This window comes from Halosimplex rarum, assembly GCF_047715405.1.
Taxonomy (GTDB): domain Archaea; phylum Halobacteriota; class Halobacteria; order Halobacteriales; family Haloarculaceae; genus Halosimplex; species Halosimplex rarum.
On the sequence record NZ_CP180412.1, the window covers coordinates 2,881,737 to 2,899,217 of the forward strand.

Annotated in this window: 16 protein-coding genes; 12 read left to right on the forward strand and 4 right to left on the reverse strand. The window is 69.0% G+C overall.

The genetic code is table 11. From position 1 onward, the window contains the following. Positions 1-44 precede the first annotated feature (44 nt). The 3 genes from ACMGFH_RS13805 to ACMGFH_RS13815 all read left to right on the forward strand — a co-directional run bounded on the left by ACMGFH_RS13805 (position 45) and on the right by ACMGFH_RS13815 (position 2,484). The gene (locus ACMGFH_RS13805) at positions 45-1,901 is read left to right on the forward strand and encodes a UvrD-helicase domain-containing protein (protein WP_415379023.1); all 1,857 of its coding nucleotides are present in this window, start codon (positions 45-47) and stop codon (positions 1,899-1,901) included. An 86-nt stretch (positions 1,902-1,987) separates the two neighbouring features. Next, the gene (locus ACMGFH_RS13810) at positions 1,988-2,137 is read left to right on the forward strand and encodes a hypothetical protein (protein WP_415379024.1); all 150 of its coding nucleotides are present in this window, start codon (positions 1,988-1,990) and stop codon (positions 2,135-2,137) included. A 101-nt stretch (positions 2,138-2,238) separates the two neighbouring features. Further along, positions 2,239-2,484: a PRC-barrel domain containing protein gene (locus ACMGFH_RS13815; RefSeq protein WP_415379025.1), complete on the forward strand. Its 246-nt coding sequence runs from the start codon at positions 2,239-2,241 to the stop codon at positions 2,482-2,484. A gap of 63 nt (positions 2,485-2,547) precedes the next feature. Here ACMGFH_RS13815 and ACMGFH_RS13820 read toward each other — a convergent pair whose 3' ends face one another. Both ACMGFH_RS13820 and ACMGFH_RS13825 read right to left on the reverse strand, forming a co-directional pair. Then, a complete protein-coding gene (locus tag ACMGFH_RS13820; protein WP_415379026.1) occupies positions 2,548-3,573 on the reverse strand; it encodes a lysylphosphatidylglycerol synthase transmembrane domain-containing protein in 1,026 nt (341 codons plus the stop codon). Between the two features lie 2 nt (positions 3,574-3,575). Continuing rightward, positions 3,576-5,129, reverse strand: coding sequence for a sulfatase (locus ACMGFH_RS13825; RefSeq protein WP_415379027.1), 1,554 nt, complete (start codon positions 5,127-5,129; stop codon positions 3,576-3,578). A gap of 260 nt (positions 5,130-5,389) precedes the next feature. Here ACMGFH_RS13825 and ACMGFH_RS13830 point away from each other — a divergent pair, with 260 nt between their 5' ends. Beyond that, on the forward strand, positions 5,390-6,436 hold the full coding sequence (locus tag ACMGFH_RS13830; RefSeq protein WP_415379028.1) for a presenilin family intramembrane aspartyl protease PSH: 1,047 nt from the start codon (positions 5,390-5,392) through the stop codon (positions 6,434-6,436). A 90-nt stretch (positions 6,437-6,526) separates the two neighbouring features. On the opposite strand, the gene ACMGFH_RS13835 is transcribed toward ACMGFH_RS13830, so the two are convergent. Then, the gene (locus ACMGFH_RS13835) at positions 6,527-6,901 is read right to left on the reverse strand and encodes a NifU family protein (RefSeq protein ID WP_415379029.1); all 375 of its coding nucleotides are present in this window, start codon (positions 6,899-6,901) and stop codon (positions 6,527-6,529) included. A 203-nt stretch (positions 6,902-7,104) separates the two neighbouring features. Between ACMGFH_RS13835 and ACMGFH_RS13840 the strand changes: the two genes are divergently transcribed. The 3 genes from ACMGFH_RS13840 to ACMGFH_RS13850 are packed head-to-tail and all read left to right on the forward strand — an operon-like array spanning position 7,105 to position 10,009. Continuing rightward, the gene (locus tag ACMGFH_RS13840) at positions 7,105-8,283 is read left to right on the forward strand and encodes a metal ABC transporter solute-binding protein, Zn/Mn family (RefSeq protein ID WP_415379030.1); all 1,179 of its coding nucleotides are present in this window, start codon (positions 7,105-7,107) and stop codon (positions 8,281-8,283) included. After that, entirely contained in the window at positions 8,280-9,017 is a 738-nt protein-coding gene (locus ACMGFH_RS13845) for a metal ABC transporter ATP-binding protein (RefSeq protein WP_415379031.1), read from the forward strand. The genes ACMGFH_RS13840 and ACMGFH_RS13845 overlap by 4 nt, the downstream gene beginning before the upstream one ends. Before the next feature lie 2 nt (positions 9,018-9,019). After that, positions 9,020-10,009 (forward strand): metal ABC transporter permease, encoded by a 990-nt coding sequence (locus ACMGFH_RS13850; RefSeq protein WP_415379032.1) that lies wholly within the window; start codon positions 9,020-9,022, stop codon positions 10,007-10,009. Between the two features lie 47 nt (positions 10,010-10,056). Here the strand turns inward: ACMGFH_RS13850 and ACMGFH_RS13855 are convergent, their stop codons facing one another. Beyond that, positions 10,057-10,395, reverse strand: coding sequence for a cupin domain-containing protein (locus ACMGFH_RS13855; RefSeq protein WP_415379033.1), 339 nt, complete (start codon positions 10,393-10,395; stop codon positions 10,057-10,059). Between the two features lie 788 nt (positions 10,396-11,183). Here ACMGFH_RS13855 and ACMGFH_RS13860 point away from each other — a divergent pair. The 5 genes from ACMGFH_RS13860 (at position 11,184) to ACMGFH_RS13880 (ending at position 17,479) form a co-directional block, all read left to right on the forward strand. Beyond that, positions 11,184-11,615 (forward strand): HIT family protein, encoded by a 432-nt coding sequence (locus tag ACMGFH_RS13860; RefSeq protein ID WP_415379034.1) that lies wholly within the window; start codon positions 11,184-11,186, stop codon positions 11,613-11,615. Between the two features lie 145 nt (positions 11,616-11,760). Next, positions 11,761-12,516 carry a ParA family protein gene (locus ACMGFH_RS13865; protein WP_415379035.1) on the forward strand — a complete coding sequence of 252 codons (756 nt, stop codon included), beginning with the start codon at positions 11,761-11,763 and terminating at the stop codon, positions 12,514-12,516. 254 nt (positions 12,517-12,770) lie between these two features. Further along, complete coding sequence (gene nasA / locus ACMGFH_RS13870) at positions 12,771-14,930, forward strand: assimilatory nitrate reductase NasA (RefSeq protein ID WP_415379036.1); 2,160 nt, start codon at positions 12,771-12,773, stop codon at positions 14,928-14,930. A gap of 1 nt (position 14,931) precedes the next feature. Beyond that, entirely contained in the window at positions 14,932-15,504 is a 573-nt protein-coding gene (locus ACMGFH_RS13875; RefSeq protein ID WP_415379037.1) for a molybdenum cofactor guanylyltransferase, read from the forward strand. A gap of 208 nt (positions 15,505-15,712) precedes the next feature. Then, complete coding sequence (locus tag ACMGFH_RS13880) at positions 15,713-17,479, forward strand: nitrite/sulfite reductase (RefSeq protein ID WP_415379038.1); 1,767 nt, start codon at positions 15,713-15,715, stop codon at positions 17,477-17,479. The last annotated feature ends 2 nt before the right edge of the window (positions 17,480-17,481 follow it).

Here is a 17,481-nt window from a genome sequence, read left to right on the forward strand (position 1 = left end):
TCAACCCACGTCGTTTATGCGTGTGTAGCCCCTTTCGTGGGCCAATGACTGAAGCGTCCACCCAGGTGACGCGCCTGTTTGGTGGTCCCGGGAGCGGGAAGACGACGGCACTGCTCGACAGGGTCGAGACCCTGCTCGAAGAGAACGACGACGTGGAGTTCCGCGACGTGCTGGTGGTCTCGTACACGCGTGCGGCCGCCGCGGAGATCCGCGAGCGCCTCGCCGAGCGACTGGGGGAGTCGCCGCGAGCGCTCAAGGGCAACGTCTGCACGATGCACGCGAAGGCCTACGAACTGCTCAACCTCTCGCGGGGCGACGTCGTGGGCGAGTCCGACAAGGAGGACTTCTGCGACGAGTTCGGTATCGAGTACGAGGACGAGTACGAGGGGTCGCGGCGGCGCAGCGCCCGCTCGACGACCATCGGCAACAAGATCATCGCCACCAGCCAGTGGCTCCAGCGGACCCGCCGCGACGTGGCCGACTGGTACGACGTCCCGTTCAAGTGGGACGACGAGGTCGTGCGGCTCCCTCCGGACGTCGACGAGAACGCCCAGACCGGCAACAAGTACACGCCGACCTGGCCCTCCGACGACGACCGCATCAGCGTCCCCGAGACGATCCGCGCCTGGCGCGAGTACAAGGGCGAGAACGACGTCGTCGGCTTCGCCGACATGCTCGAACGCGTCGCCCAGCGCTCGCTGTTGCCCAGCGTCGACTACCTCGTCATCGACGAGTTCCAGGACATCACGACCCTTCAGTACGACGTCTATCAGGAGTGGCGCCCCCACATGGAGACGGTCCTCATCGCCGGCGACGACGACCAGGTCGTCTACGCCTGGCAGGGCGCCGACCCCGACCTCCTCCTCGAAGAGGACGTCACCGACGACAACATCCTGCCCAACTCCTACCGCCTGCCCTCGCGGATCCTCAACGTGGTCAATCGGGAGGTCAGCCACATCGAAAAGCGCCAGGAGAAAGACCTCAACCCGCGCAAGGAGGGCGGCCGCGTCGAGGGCGTCAAGAACCCCTCGATGATCGACCTGGTCCGCAACGTCCGCCGGACCATCGAGCAGGACGAAGAAGGAACTGCGATGATCCTCTTCCGCGCGCGCTACCAGATGTTCCAGTTCATCGACGAGTTCATCGACGAGGGGATTCCCTTCACCTGCCTGACCGACCAGCGGATGTGGACCGACCGGCTCAGCCAGTACGTCGAGGCCATCGAGGCGCTCGACGAGGGCGAACCGGTCACGGGCCTGCAGGCCCGCCGCCTCGCCGACATGCTCGCCGACTCCGCCTTCGGGACGAGCGAGCGCGACGAGCTGTTCGACGAACTCGACGAGATGGAGGAGGCCGCCGACGTCGAGGACCTCGAAGAGCTCTCCGTCGAGCCCGACACGATCCGCGACTTCGCGCCGTTCGTCCCAGAACCGCGCGCGGCCGCAGACATGCTCCGGAAGGTGACGAGCTTCCAGGAGCGCAGCGTCGAGGCGTACTTCGGCGGCGAGTACGCCGGGATGCAGACCGACCGCGTCCGCGTCGGCACCATCCACAGCGCGAAGGGTCGTGAGGCCGACCACGTCTTCGTCGCGACAGACCTGACCGAGAAGGTCGTCGAGCAGATGGCCGCGACGGTCGACCAGTCCGACCGGGAGGTCCCCGGCGACGAGGAGTTCACCAAGCACACCTCGCCGGTCCCCACCCTCACCGACAACGAACGGCGCGTGTTCTACGTCGGGATGTCCCGCGCCCGCGAGCGCCTGATCATCATGGAGAACCTCGTCGACGGCGCGCCCACGCTCCCCATCGACGTGCTCCTCAACAACGAGCCGACGGGCGACTCCATCGACGACGTCATCGCCGCCGCCCAGGAAGTCGACGACGCCGTCGCAGCGGACTGAGCGGACGACATCGCTCCGGTCGGCCCGCGTTCCGACCGACCCACAGCTTCTTTGCGGCATGTGACATATCCACATAGAGAGCGACCGTGCCCGAGGAGTGTGGTATCTGCGGCGAGACGGTCCCCTTCGGCGAGACCGTCCACCTGATCGTCAACACCCAGAGCGACGCCGGCGCGTTCGATCGATACGTCTGCCGGCCGTGTTACGAGGCGGAGCTCGAACCGATCCTGAAGTGACCGACCGGTCGTGAGCGGCGGAATCGCCGTACTGCACGGGCGCGGGGCCTGCGCTAGCAAGGCGGAGTTACAGGTCGCTCACCCCCGTATCCGGAGAAGCGATGGCGTCAGATATCAACCTCACAGAGTCGGACGAGGGGAAGAAAGTAGTCGACAACGGCGGCGAGGAGATCGGCCGGGTCGCCGAGGTCAGTGGCGGCCAGGCGCACGTCGAGCCGGACCCGGGCGTTTCTGACACGGTAATGTCGAAGCTCGGGTGGGGGAGTCGCAGCGAAGACAGCTTCCCGCTCGACGAGAACCACATCGACTCGGTCACGGACGACGAGATACGGCTCGGCTCGCTCTGACCGCGCTCAGTCCGTCCGCCGTCTCCGTCGGATTCGAGCAGTAGCGGCGCACCCCGACATTTCTCAGGAGCGCGTGACCACGTAGATCGCGGCGGCGCCGCCCAACAGCACGGCGAACACGTAGCTCGCGAGGCGGTAGACGATGGCGATCGAGAGGCCGGTCGCGAAGGAGAACCCGCCGAGCGTCCCTAGCAGGCCGGCGAGGGCGGCCTCGACGCCGGCGAGCCCGCCCGGTGAGGGCGTCAGCCCGGCGAGCGTGCTCGCGGGGACGATGAAGAAGACGAGGAAGAGCGAGATGGACTCGCCGATGGCGCGGACGGCGAAGTACAGCGGGAGCGCGAAGAACAGCCAGCCGACGTAGGAGTAGACGAGCGCGTGGGCGAGCGCTCGCGGGTCCGCGGCGATGCGCTCGAAGGCCGTGTTGAGTTCGCGCAGGCGCTCGCGGATCCCCTCCAGGGTGACGAACCGGACCCGCCTGGCGACGGGAGCAACCACCCGGAGGACGAACCGGCCGACGCGCCGGCGGGAGCGCCAGCCGAGCATCGCGACGACGGGCGCGCCGACGGCGAACACCACGAGGATGCCCGCGACGCCGCGGACGCGGCTCGACAGCGTCGTCTGCAGGACGAGGACGACTGTCCCGAGCGCCGCGAACGTGAAGAAGGGGAGCAGGTTGAGGAGGTCGGCGGTGACGACGGAGGCGAGCGAGTCCTCGTAGCTGGCCTCCGTGTCCCGCGAGAGGACGTACGCGATGAACGGCTCGCCGCCTGCCTGTCCCAGCGGCGTGACGTAGTTGGCGAACGTCGCCGCGTAGTAGGTGACGACGAGCTTTCGGAACGGGACGCGGTAACCGACGACGCGGAGGACGACCTGCCAGGCCTTCGCCCAGGCGACGAGGCCGACGGCGGTCGAGAGACAGCCGGCGGCGAGCCACCGGATGTCGGCGCGGACGAGTTCGCGCTGGATCTTCTCCAGGCCGATGCCGTAGGCGATCAGGCCGAGAACGGCCAACGCGATGGCGAACCCGCCGACGATCTTCAGCGCCGTCTGACGGTCGGCGAGGTCGGTGAACCCTTCGGAGCGGCTCACGATTACTCGATGTATCCCAGGTCCGACAGGCGGTCTTTCGCCTCCTCACCCATGTCGTCGAGGACGTCCTCGTCGGTCACGTCGTCCCACTCGCCGTCCATCTCCGACTCGAAGGAGACCAGCGCGTCCTCGGTCGCGGCGACCACGTCGTCGTCGGCGTCGACCACGTCCTCCAGTTCCTCGGGGTCGGTGTCGATCCGGTAGGCCTCGTCGGGGATGCGCTCGTTGCGGATGTACTTCCCGTCGGTCCGTCGGGCGGCGCGCATCCGAGAGTAGAAGCGAGAGTCGGTGTCGAGTTCGATCCCGGCGGCCTCGGCCTTGCTCTCGAGCTGGTTCAGCTCGACGATCGGTCGGTGGTAGTCGACGAACCCGTAGCCGTCCAGTTCGCCCGCGTCGTGGGCCGCGGAGCGCGATTCGGCGCCGGTCGGCGCGTCGACGCCCGCGAACTCGCGGTAGTCCGCGCGCAGGAGCGACCGCGCGGCGTCGAACGGTTCGCCACCCGTCGCGGCCGAGACCCCGGCGTGGTCCAGGACGGTGTGGTAGAGGTCCTGCAACTCGACGGTGGTCTCGTCGTCGCGCTCGGCGTCGAGTTCGGGGTGTTTGACCATGAGCGGGACGTTCACCAGCGGGTCGTAGATGCAGAACTCGTGGCCGTAGAGGCCGTGTTCGCCGTGGAGTTCGCCGTGGTCGGCGCAGACCACGACGAGCGTGTCCTCCCAGCGGCCGGTCTCCTTGAGCCAGTCGAACAGGCGGCCGAGGTGGTGGTCGATATGGGCGATCTCGGCGTCGTAGAGGCCCTCGATGGCCTCCCACTCGCCGTCGTCGATGTCGCGGGCGCCGGAGTTGTACTCCTTGGAGTTCTGGCAGACCTCCGTGGAGTCGACGCCGGGGGCGAACTCCGCGGCGAACTCGTCGGGTGGGTGGTACGGCAGGTGCGCGTCCATCAGGTTGACGAACGTGAACCATTCGTCGCCGTCGGCCTCGGCGTCCGCGACGAAGTCCTGAACGCGCTCGACGATCTCGGGGGTCTTGGAGTCGCCGCCGCCCCCCTCGGCGAAGTACTCGTGGGCGGTGTTGCCGAGTTCGACGAGTTTGTCGGCGAGTTTGCGGAGGGCGTCGTTGTCGTTCATCGTCTTCCAGGCCTTCGAGAGCGGGCCCGAGAGGAACTCGCCGGGCATGACCTGGAAGAAGTTGTCCTGGTCGTCGAACCCGTCGGTCAGGTTGGTGTAGGGCGTGATCCAGGCGTTCGAGGAGTAACAGGCGGTGGCGTAGCCGGCGGCGTCGAGGGATTCGGCCAGGGTGGTGGCTCCCTCCAGGTAGGGGTTCTCCTGGGTGGCCCCGTGCTGGGTGGGGTACAGCCCCGTGAACAGCGAGGCGTGGACGGGGAGGGTCCAGGGCGCCGGCGCGACGGCGTGCTCGAAGACCCGCGCATCGTCGGCGAAGTCTTCAAGGTTCGGCGTCGTCGGCCGGTCGTAGCCGTACACGGAGAGGTGGCTCTTCCGGACCGTGTCCGTGACGACGAAGAGGACGTTCCCCGGACCGTCTGTCTCGCTCATGGATCGGGAAGCGCCGTCCACGGAATTAAACTCCGTGATTCCACGTTCGAGAATCTGGATGGGGCTCTCCCGCACGAGCGGCTTTCGTGCTGTGCTGGTCTTCCAGTTCGACGCCGTGCTGTCGCGAGCCGACGGTCTGTCCGCGACAACACCTCGCCGGAGTCCGAGAGGTATTTGCACGCGGTGGCCGTCCGACCCGAACATGCAACGGCTAGCGGCACACGGGGGCCGACGACCGCGGTCCGTTCGGGAGGCCACCGATGAGTGAGCAGACCGCTGGAGCGACCGGGGAGCCGACCGGGATCCCGTCGGGGACGTACGCCTACGTCGGGATCGTGGCGCTGTACGCGGCCACCATCGTCCTCGGACTCGCGCTGACCGACGAGGTCGCGGGGATGGGACTGGCGATGTTTCAGGATCCCGGGGACGTCGGGAACGTGGGCGTCTTCGCGGTGATGCTGCTGGTCGCGACGGGCGTCATGGTCGCCGCGTTCCGCTACGGCTACGGCGAGGCGCTCGTTCGCGTGTTCCTCCTCGGGTCCGCGAGCACGCTCACCGCCGTGGCGTTCGTCGCTCTGACCGGGATCGGGGAGATCGCGGCGAGCGGGAGCGTGCTGATGGGGCTCCCCACGAGCCCCGCCTCGATCGCCGTCGCAGCCGTCACCTTCGCCGTCCTCTGGGTCTACCCCGAGTGGTACGTCAACGACGTCGCCGCCATGATATTCGGCGCGGCGGCCATCCCGATGCTCGGCCTCGGCTTCGGCCCGTTCCCGGTCGTCGTGCTCCTTATCGCCTGGGCCGGCTACGACGCCTACGCGGTCTACGTCTCCGGCCACATGCAGGAACTCGCCGCCGGGCTCGGCGACCTGAAGGCGCCAATCGTCTTCGTCGTCCCGCACTCGCTCGACTTCTCGATGCGCGATCCCGACTTCGACCTGATGGGCGGCGACGAAGCGGACGAGAACGCGGACGACGGGACATCTACCGAAGACCAGTCCGCCGAGAGCCCGGCACGCGCCGAGATCGCGCTTCTCGGGCTCGGCGACGCGCTCATTCCGGGGATGCTCGCAGTGAGCGCGGGCGCGTTCCTCGACGCGCCCGTTGTCGTCCCCGCGCTGAACGCCAACGCGCCGGCCATCGGCGCGCTCGGCGGCGGCCTCGTCGGGATGGCCGGCCTCCTGTATCTCGTCCACCGGGTCGAGGGCGCTCACGCTGGGCTCCCGCCGCTGAACGCCGGCGTCCTCGGCGGCTATCTCGTCGGCGCGGTCGCGGCCGGGATCCCGGTCACGACGGCGCTGGGGCTGTAGTCGGCCGCGTTTTCGGGCGTTCGAACCCCACCGGCAGCGTCGCGACTCGCGAGGTGGAAAAAGACGAGAAGTCGACCGAGGAGCGGGCGTTCAGAACGGCGCTTCGGGGCCTTCGTCGTCGTCGCCGCCGATGTCGCCGCCGCGGGAGTCGCCCGGCATCGAGGGGCCGGTGTCGGCGCCCATCATGCCTTCGCCGCCGCCCATGCCGCCGCCGGTGCGGGCGTTGACGGTCTCGATCTCCGGAATCTCCTTGGTCATGCGCGTCTTGATGGCCTGGATGGTCATCGGGGAGATGCCACAGCCCGAACACGCGCCGCCCAGCTGGATGGTGACCGAGCCGTTCTCGCGGTCGATCTCTTCGATGGCCGCGCTGCCGCCGTGCATCTGGATCTGCGGGAAGTTGCGCCGCAGGAAGTTCGAGATGCGCTCCTCCAGGTCGTCGCCGCCCTCGGTTTCGGTGCTCATAGTGTCTCGACGTTAGCGACGACGGGGCTTAGACCTTTGGACTCGCACGTTCGGGCCGCCGCTCTGTGAGGCGCGTTCGCGGCCCCGCGAGCGCCTCTATCGCCCGGCCCACGACTCCGTCGCCGACCTGCGCCAACAGCCAGTTAACAATCTAACCCACCTAGTTCACAACTCTTATTAGAACTAGGTAGAAGATTAATAATATGGCGCGACATACGAGGCGGATGTTTCTCGGAGCGGTGGCGGGAGTATCGAGTCTGGGCGCTCTCGCGGGCTGTATCGACGGGGGGTCTGGTTCGGGCGGCGACGGACCGACGGAGACATCGGACGGCCGGCCGGTCGCACAGGCGTCGTTTTTTGTGTTCGGCGACTTCGTCGCGGAGGTCGCGGGCGACGCGGCGGTCGCCGAGACGCTCGTCCCGATCGGCCAGCACGGTCACGGCTGGGAACCGGGGCCGCAGATCCGCCAGTCGGTCGCCGACGCCGACCTGTTCGTCTACGGAATGGAGGGGTTCCAGCCCTGGGCCGACGACATGGTCCGGGACGTCCGGGCCGACGGCCAGGGCGTCCACCCGGTCGCCATCGGCGCCGACGTGGACCTGCTGCCGGCCGACCACGACGCGGGCAGTCACGACGAACACGACGGAAACGACCACGGCGAATCAGACCACGGCGGGAGCGACCACGACGAACACGGGGGTGACCACGAGGGAACGCACCACGACGAGATGAATCACGACGAACACCAGGGAACGGATCACGAGAGGACTGACCACGAGGGGACTAACCACGCCGAAACGGACCACGAGGAAAGCGAACACGGCGAAGACGCCCACGATCACGGCGAGACGGACCCCCACTTCTGGCTCGACCCGCGGCGAGCGCAGACGGCCGTCGAGACCGTTGAGCAGGCGTTCGAGGAGACAGATCCGGACGACGCGTCCCGATACGCGGAGAACGCCGCGGACTACCGTGACCGACTCGTCGACCTCGACGAGCGGTTCGAGTCGCGCCTCGCGGGGGCGACGACGGACGTCGTGCTCGTCGCCGGCCACGACGCCTTCGGGTACCTCGGCGCCCGCTACGGGATCGAGTTCGTGACTCTGACCGGCCTCTCGCCCGACGAGGGGCCGACCACCCGCGACATCGAACGCGCCCAGGAGGTCATTGCCGAACACGACCTGCGGTACGTCTGCGCGGACCCGCTGGAGTCCCAGCGCGCGGCGAGAGAACTCGTCGCCGAGACCGACGCCGAGGAGGTCCTGCCGCTCACCTCGATCCCGGGCCGCCGCGAGTCGTGGGTCGAGGACGACTGGGGGTACGTCGACGTCATGGACTCGGTGAACCTGCCGACGCTGGAGCGGGCACTGGGGGCCGAATGACCGTCCTCGAAGTCGACGACGTCTCGTTCTCCTACGGCGACACCCCGGTCCTCGACGGCGTCTCGCTCACCGTCGAGGCCGGGGCGTTCCTCGGGCTCGTGGGCCCGAACGGGTCGGGGAAGACCACGCTACTCGAACTGCTGATCGGCCTGCGTCACCCTGACGAGGGGAGCGTGCGGCTGTTCGGCCAGCCGGCACACGAGTTCGCCGACGGCGAGCGGGTGGGCTACGTCGCCCAGGACGTCACCAGCGCGGGCCACGCGATGCCCGTGACCGTCAGGGAGGCGGTGACGATGGGCCGGTATCCCCGGCGGCTCTTCGGCCGGTTCAGGCCGGACGACCGGAGAGCGGTCGACGACGCGCTAGACCGGGTGGGGATCGCGGACCTCGCGGACAGGCGGGTCGGCCGGCTCTCCGGCGGCCAGCGCCAGCGGGTGTTCATCGCGCGGGCGCTCGCGGCCGAGGCGGACCTCCTCGCGCTCGACGAGCCGACGGTCGGCGTCGACGCCGAGTCCAGAGACGCCTTCTACGACCTGCTGGGCGCGCTGAACGACGACGGGCTGACCGTCCTGCTCGTCGAACACGACATCGGCGTCGTGACGAGCGAGGCCAGCGAGATCGCGTGTCTCAACCGCGAACTGTACTTCCACGGCGACCCCGGCCGGTTCGTCGAGACCGACGCCCTCGCCGAGGCCTACGGGACCGACCGCCACGTCGTCGCCCACGGTCACTGACCATGACCGGAGTGACTTCCGTGACGGGGACACGGCTGGTGGCGAAGGCGGACGGGTGGACGGAGATCGCGCAAGTCGGCGGCGGACCGACGGGCGTCCGCGACTGGCTGCTAGACGACGCGTACGGTGTGGCGATGGACAGACTCGCGGACCTTTCCGGGATCGACGTCCTCGGGTCGCCGTTCATGCAGCGGGCGTACCTCGCGGCGGTCTGCGTCGCCGTGATCGGGCCGCTCGTCGGGACGTTCCTCGTCCATCGCGAGATGGGGCTGATCGGCGATACCCTCGCCCACGCGGCGTTCGCGGGAGTCGCCGTCGGGCTGTTCCTCAACGCGACGCTCTCCCTGTCGCTGTCGCCGCTGCTGGTCGCGCTGGTCGTCGCCGTCGTCGCCGCGGTACTCGTCCAGGCGCTCGTCGAGCGGACCGGGATGTACGCGGACACGTCGCTCGCCATCGTCCTGACGGGCGGGTTCGCGCTCGGGAGCGTTCTCATCACGGCCACCGACGGGGGGATCGCCGTGGGGATCAACGCCTACCTCTTCGGGTCGCTCGCGACCGTCTCCCGGGCCAGCGTCGGCGTCCTGCTGGCGCTGACCGCGCTCGTCGCCCTCGTCGTCGCCGTCACCTACCGGCCGCTCCTGTACGCGACGTTCGACGAAACCGCCGCCCGAGCCGCCGGCATCGATGTGGGGCTGTACAACTACCTGCTGGTCGTGCTGACAGCGGTGGTCGTCGTCGGCGCGATGCAGATCATGGGCGTCATCCTCGTCGCCGCGATGCTCGTCGTCCCCGTCGCGACCGCGACGTCGGTCAGCGGATTCAAGCGGTCGGTCGCCGCCGCGGTCGTCGCGGGGCAGATCGCCACCGTCTCCGGCGTGACGCTGTCGTACTTCTTCGGCGTCGCTGCCGGCGGGACCATCGTCCTCGTCGCGATCGGCTGTTACGTCGCGACGAAAGTCGGTGTCCGCTCGTGGCAGCTCCGCCGCGCGTGAGAACGACCGCACTGTCCCGTTCGTCTCGGACGGCCTGCTCGTTTCGTTCAGTCCTGCCAGTCAGGGTTCGCCCGCGGCGGCGCGAACACGTCGATGCCGTCGAGCGGTTCCTCGCCGGTGTTCTCTAAACTGTGCGGTTCGTCGGCGGCGAGGTGATAGGAGTCGCCGGAACTGACCGGGAACTCCTCGCCGTCGACGACGAACACGCCCGACCCGCTGGTGATGTAGCCGACCTGCTCGTGCTCGTGGCTGTGCTCGGGCACGACCGCGCCCGGCTCCATGTGGACGTGCTGGACGCTCGTCCGCTCGCCGACCGCTAGCTGTGTGAGGTGGACGCCGTCGACGACTTCGACCGTCTCGTTCGCCGAATGTGCTTCGACCTGCATGGGTTGGTGATGGGCGCGCGCGCACCTAAGCGTGGGTGGTCCTCCGGACGAGGATGCGCTGTGGAGTGTGCATACTGAGTGGTGGTTACACGGCGTTCCGTCTTGAATCGAAGTCGGAGCCGAGTGATCACAGCCACCGCAGGATACACTGAGAGTTGAAAGCCCTCGGCGCGCTCGCTAGCAGTCGGAGCAACCGCAGGAAACAACAGGCGCTGAAAGCCCTCGGCGCGCTCGCTCACGGGTCGCTCCGCTCCCCGTTCGCGTGTCGAGGTACTCCCTTCGGTCGTACCTCGCTCTCGCGGTCGCTGCACGGGATATTCTCGCTCGCTGCGCTCGCTCGAATAGTGCCCGCGCAGGCGACTCCCCGTTCGGCGCGAGCGCGCCTCGCCCTTTCAGTCCACCAGGAGAGCAAGCTCTCCTGAGCCCTGCCTCGCTCCGCTCGGCAGGACGCCGGGAAGACAGCAACCGTACAGCACCGCGCCTCATGCCTCCCCAACCGATTCCCTCGGTCGCGACGCTCCCTCAGTCATCCACTGTCAGAGCAAGCTCTGACAAGCCCTCGTTCACTCCGTTCACGAAGACAGCGAGGGACCGAAGGTCCCTCGGGCCGTGCGAACGGGCGCGTTGCGCCCGTGAGCAGACCTCGCACGGCTTCGTCGCGGCACGGAGGCCGCGACAGCGCGCGCCACCGCAATCGTTCACGCTACGGGCTGTACCGAGCGTTCCCACCGCCGGTCGGAAACGCTGGTGCAGAAACCTTGATTTACGCGGGCGCCGACGCCTCGCACATGAGCGACGACTGCATCTTCTGCTCGATCGTGGCCGGGGAGATCCCGAGTCGCACCGTCTACGAGGACGACGACGTGCTCGCGTTCCTCGACGCCAACCCGCTGGCGCCGGGGCACACGCTCGTCATCCCGAAAGGCCACCACGAACACGTCCAGGACATGCCGAACGACCTCGCGAGCGACGTCTTCGCGGTGATGCACCGACTCGTCGACCCGATCGAGTCGGCCGTCGACGCCGACGGGTCGACGGTCGCGTTCAACAACGGCGAGGTCGCCGGTCAGGAGGTCCCTCACACGCACGGGCACGTCGTCCCGCGCTTCGACGACGACGGCGGTCACCCCATCCACTCGATCTTCGGCCAGTGTCCCGATCTCGACGACGACGAACTCGACGACATCGCCGCGTCGATCGCCGAGAGCACCGACGACTGACGCGCATCGGCCGGCGACAGGCGACCACGCCGGCGGATCGGCGCACCACTGCACGAGCGCACTAGCGCCGCGTCGGTTTCTCGGTGCCGAACGGTTCGTCGAGCAACACGTATCTTTTTCAAGTGGTAGGTGACAATGGCGCCACATGACCGGAACGCAGGGGAGCGGTGAGGTGTACGCGGTGGTGAGCGCGGTCGGCGGCGCCGGGGCGACGCGGCTCTCGGTGGAGTTCGCGACGGCGTTGGCGCGGGAGGGCTACGACGCAGCGGTCGTGGACGCGTCGTTCACGACGCAGGGCCTGGCGGCGCTCGTGCCCGAGCGGATCGACCCGGACGTGACGCGCGTCCTCACAGACGACCGACCGCTGCGCGAGGCCGAGACGACGCTGTCGCTCGACCTGCCAGGGTCAGTGACCGTCGCGCCCGCGCTGGCATCCTTCGAGCGACTGGCGCGAGCGAAGACCAGCGAGTGCGCTCGTCGGCTGGCCGAGCGGCTGTCGGCGGCGGCCGACCGGTACGACGCGGTCTTCGTCGACGTGCCGCCGGTCGGTGCTAACCAGGCGGTCGCCGCGGTGACCGCCGCCGACGCCGTCGCGCTGGTCGTGCCCGACAGCGAGCGCGGCGTCGACGCCGTCCCGCGCCACTGCGACCGTCTCGGTGACGTCGACGCCGGCGTGGACGCCGTCGTCGCGAACCGGGGCGACCCCGACAGTCCGGCCGTCGACGCGGCCGACGTCGTCGTCCCACCGAGCGAGACGGCCGCGCTCTCCGGGGCCCCGGCCGCCGTCGAGCCGACGGCCTTCTCGATCGCGGTCGGGGCGGCAGTCGAAGCCGTCACCGGCGTCGAGGTCGACCTGCCCGAGCCCGACTCCTCCTCCGTGACGGATTATCTGCCCGGATAGCGACCCGGAACGGTCGCCGTCGCCGCGGAGCCGCTCCCGTCGCGCCCGGAACAGGGACGCCCGAGCGCTAGCTCCGGCGAGCGGAATTGGCGGATCCGGAACGATCGCATGATATCATGTTTAAATTGTTCAAGGGATAGCGTTTTGTGTGGCGGACATGCGCTACGATACGACAGAATGGTTTGCGTTCGTCTACGAAATCCGAGTAGATCAGTACGATCCTGCAATCCCTCTCGACGGGCGGTGAACGGCCGATGAGCGACTGGGTTCCGACGACGTGCATGCGGTGTGCGGTCGGCTGCGGGCACCTCCAGCGCGGCGCCGACATCGGCAACGGCATCGACGTCGTGCGCGGGGACGCCGCGCACCCGGTCAACCAGGGGCTGGCCTGCCAGCGCGGCGTCCGGGAGACGTCCGATCCGGAGGGGGAGTGGCTGACCCGGCCGATGGTCCGTCGCGACGGCGAACTCGTCTCGACGACCTGGGACGTGGCGCTGTCAGAGGCGCTCCAGGCGTTCCAGGGCGCGGCCGACGCCGACGGCGAGGTGGCAGTGCTGGGGAGCGGGCAACAGACCAACGAGGCCGCCTACGCGCTGGGGAAACTCGCTCGCGGGGGGTTCGGGACCCGCTACTACGACGCGAACACGACGCTGTGCATGGCCAGCGCCGTGACGGCCTACTACCAGGCGTTCGGCAGCGACGCGCCCCCCTGTAGCTACGACGACATCCCCGAGGCCGAGGCCCACGTCGTCTGGGGGGCGAACCCGGCCGCCGCCCACCCGGTGATGTTCCGGTGGATCCGACAGGCCGCGAGCGAGGACGGCGTCGAGTTGCTCGCCGTCGACCCCGTCGAGACGGAGACGGCCGAGGCAGCGGACGCTCACGTCGCGCCGGATCCGGGCCAGGATCTGGCCCTCGCGCGGGCGGTGCTCGCGCGCCTCGTCGAGACCGACCGGGTCGACGAGGGATTCGTCGCCGAGGCGACCGAGGGGTTCGACGACCTGCGGGACGCCCTGCCCGACAGCGATGTCGCGGCCGAGCGCGCGGGCGTCTCGACCGCAGACGTCGACAGGCTCGCCGACGCGTTCGAGCGCGACGCCCTCTGTTACTGGGGGATGGGCGTCAACCAGCACGTTCAGGGCACCGACATCGCGCGGGCGCTCATCGACCTGTGTCTCGCGACGGGCAACCTCCGGCCGGGGAGCGGCCCGTTCTCGCTGACCGGCCAGGCCAACTCGATGGGTACCCGCGTCTGCTCGTGCAAGGGCACCTGGCCGGGCCAGCGGCCGTTCGCCGACCCCGACGAGCGCCGGACCGTCGCCGAGGAGTGGGACATTCCGGTCGAGCGTCTGCCCCCCGATCCTGGCCCCGGACCGGTCGGCATCGCCGACGCGCTCGGCGACGAGGTCGAGGTGGCCTATACGGTCGCGACGAACCCGGTCGCGGGGATGCCCGACGCGAGCACGGCCAAGGAGAGTCTCGAAGACGTCTTCCTCGTCGCCCAGGACGCCTTCCGGACGGAGACGACCGATCTCGCGGACGTGATCCTGCCCGCGGCGACGTGGGGCGAGTCCGAAGGGACCGCGATGAACATGGAGCGGACCGTCTCGCGCGTCCGCGCGGCGACCGAGGCGCCCAGCGGCGTCTGGAGCGACCTGCGGATCGTCTCCACCATCGGCGCGCGCCTGTTCCCGGAGCTGTTCGACGACCCGGACCCCGACCCGGAGACTCTGTTCGACGAATTTTCGGGACTCACCGCCGGAACGAACGCTGACATGTCGGGGATCACCTACGACCGCCTCGAAGACCTCAAGGCGCTCCGCTGGCCGGCGCCGGACGCCGAAGCCGACGCCGGCTACCGCTACTACGACGGCGACGACGGCAACCGCGGGTACGTCCCGCGCGACGATGACGACGACACGGCGGTCGGGACGGACGGGGACGGCGACGAGTCCTGGGCGTTCCCGACCGCGAGCGGACGGGCCGGCTTCTCGACCGCCCGACAGGAGGGACTCCCCGAACCCGTCGACGACGAGTACCCGCTCACGCTGACGACCGCCCGCGAGTCCGGCGCCTACAACACGGGCGTCCGCTCGCGCCGCGTAGACGACCCCGATCCAGTCGTCGCGCGGATCAACCCCGAGACGGTCGCCGAGAGCGACGCGATCACCGACGGCGAGGTGGTCGTCGAGTCCAGACGGGACGCAGTCTCCGCGTCCGTCGATCCCGATCCGGCCGTCCCCGAGGGGCTCGTCTGGCTCCCGATCCACCACCCCGCGACGAACCGGCTGACGATCGACGCGCTGGACCCCCAGTCGAAGGAGCCGAACTTCAAGCAGTGCGCCGTCCGCCTGGTCGCACCCACCGACGAGGCGGCCGCGACTGCCGGCGCGCTCGTCCCGGGAGACGACTGAGATGCGGTCGGCAGTCCTGCTGGCCGGGGTCGACGACGCGCTCTCGGCGAACGCGTCCGACGCGACCGTCCCGCTCCGGGAGGCCGCCGCGGCCGTCGAACCGGTCGTCGACGAGGTCGTCGTCGCCTGCCGCGACGGCCACCGGGCCGCGGTCGCCGACGCGCTCGGTGACGTGACGCATCGACTCGCCGTCGATCCGGGTGCGAACGAGGGACCGGTCGCATCAATGCGGACCGGCGTCCGCGTGGCGAACGGCGACGCGGTCGCCGTCGTCGCCGGCGACGTGCCGACCGTCGACGCCTCGCTGCTGGGGGCCCTCTTCGACGCGTGCGACGCCGCCGCGGTCCCCCGGAGCGACGGTCGGCTCCATCCCCTCCACGCGGTCTACGAGGCCGACGCGGCTCGCGTCGCCTGCGACCGCACGCTCGCGTCCGGGTCGGGACGCCTCTACGACGTGCTCTCGCGGCTCGATCCGGTCGTCGTCGACGCGGACGCGCCCGACGTCGACGCCCATCCGCTGACCGTCGGCTCGCACGCGGACCTCGCGACCGCCTCCGACCGACTGGGCACCTGACCGCCCGGTCAGCACCGCCGCGTGACCACACCCAAATGCGTTTAAGGTCTTTGTATTTCGAGCGTTCGTCCGGATATCTCCACTGAATTCAGATTTTGTAAACGATTACGCTTATGCCCGTCGCAGTTCGCTAGTTGAAACGTAAATCAGAAGACGTGCGTTCGGATATTCGCCGAAATTGCGGACAAATCCAAACGGGAGAAAACCAATGCCACACAAGAAGGAAGCCTGGAAGGACGAACTGTACGGCGACGCGGTGCGCGAGAAACTCGAGGAGTTCGCGGAGAAGGGGTGGGAGTCGATCCCCGAGGAGGAGCGCGACGAGTGGTTCGCTCGCTTCAAGTTCTGGGGCGTGTTCCACCACCGCGGCGGCCAGGAGAGCTACTTCATGATGCGGCTGACCAACTGCGGCGGCGTGCTGGAGCCGGGGCAGCTCCGCGCCATCGGCGAGGTCGCCCGCGACTACGCGAGGGGGCCCGTCGAGAACCCCGAGTTCGGCAACGGCTGGGTTGACTTCACGACGCGGCAGTCGATCCAGCTCCACTGGCTCAAGCTGGAGGACGTCCCGGAGATCTGGGACAAGCTCGAAGCGGTCGGCGTCTCCTCCCGGTCGGCGGGCGGGGACACGATGCGGAACATCTCGGGGTGTCCCGTCGCCGGCAAGGCCGAGGAGTACGTCGAGAGCCGCGAGCTCCTGGACGAGATACAGGCCGACATCCGCGACGACGACGACCTGTGCAACATGCCCCGGAAGTTCAACATCTCGGTGACCGGGTGCAAGCAGGGCTGCGCGCAGGACTCGATCAACGACATCGGGCTCGAACCCGCTCGCAAGCTCGTTGACGGTGACGAAGTCAAGGGGTTCAACGTCCGCGTCGGTGGCGGACTCGGCGGTCGCGAGCCCCGCGAGGCCCGTCCGCTCGACATGTTCGTCACTCGCGACCAGGCCAAGGAGACGGTTCGCGCGTTCGTCGAGCTCTACCACGAGGAAGGCAACCGACAGAACCGCTCGAAGAACCGCGCGCGCTTCTTCGTCGACGAGTGGGGCACCGACGATATCCGCGAAGCGATGGACGAGCGCCTGGACTTCGAACTGGAGCGCGCGGGGACGGACCTCCGCGGCGAGTACACCTACAACGCGGGCAGGTCGGTCGAGCGCGGCGCCCACGACCACGTCGGCGTCTACGACCAGAACGACGACAGGAACTACGTCGGCCTCTCGGTGCCGGTCGGGCGGATGCCCGCCGAGGACGCCATCGAACTCGCCGACCTGGCCGACGCCTACGGCTCCGGCGAGATCCGTCTCTCGCGCCGGCAGAACCCGCTGATCATGGACGTTCCGGACGGCCAGCTCGCGAACCTCCTCAACGAGGACCTGCTGGAGACCTACCAGCCCGAGCCCACTCCCTTCGAGCAGGGCGCGATGGCCTGTACGGGGACGGAGTTCTGCTCGATCGCGCTCACCGAGACGAAGACGCGGATGGCCCGCCTGCTGCAGTGGCTCGGCGAGGAAGTCGACCTGCCCGCCGACGTCGACCGCATCAAGATGCACTACTCGGGCTGCACGGCCGACTGCGGTCAGGCGATGACCGCCGACATCGGCATGCAGGGCATGCGCGCTCGGAAGGACGGCGAGATGGTCGAGGCGATGGACGTCGGCGTCGGCGGCGGCATCGGCGAGGACCCCTCCTTCATCGAGTGGGTGCGCCAGCGGGTACCGGCCGACGAGGTGCCCGGGATGATCAAGAACCTCGTCGAGGCCTACGCCGCGCTGCGCGAGGAGGGCCAGACCTTCCGCGAGTGGGTCGACGCCACGGGTCACGAGACCATCGTCGAACTCGCCGAACCGGAGGAGGTCGAGGGCTACGAGGACCCGTGTCTCACCGACGCGAAGCAGTCGTGGTACCCCTTCGCCGACGGCGAGAGCCCCGCACCCACCGACGCCGAGGGCCAGCCCCTCTCGGCGGACGACTGACC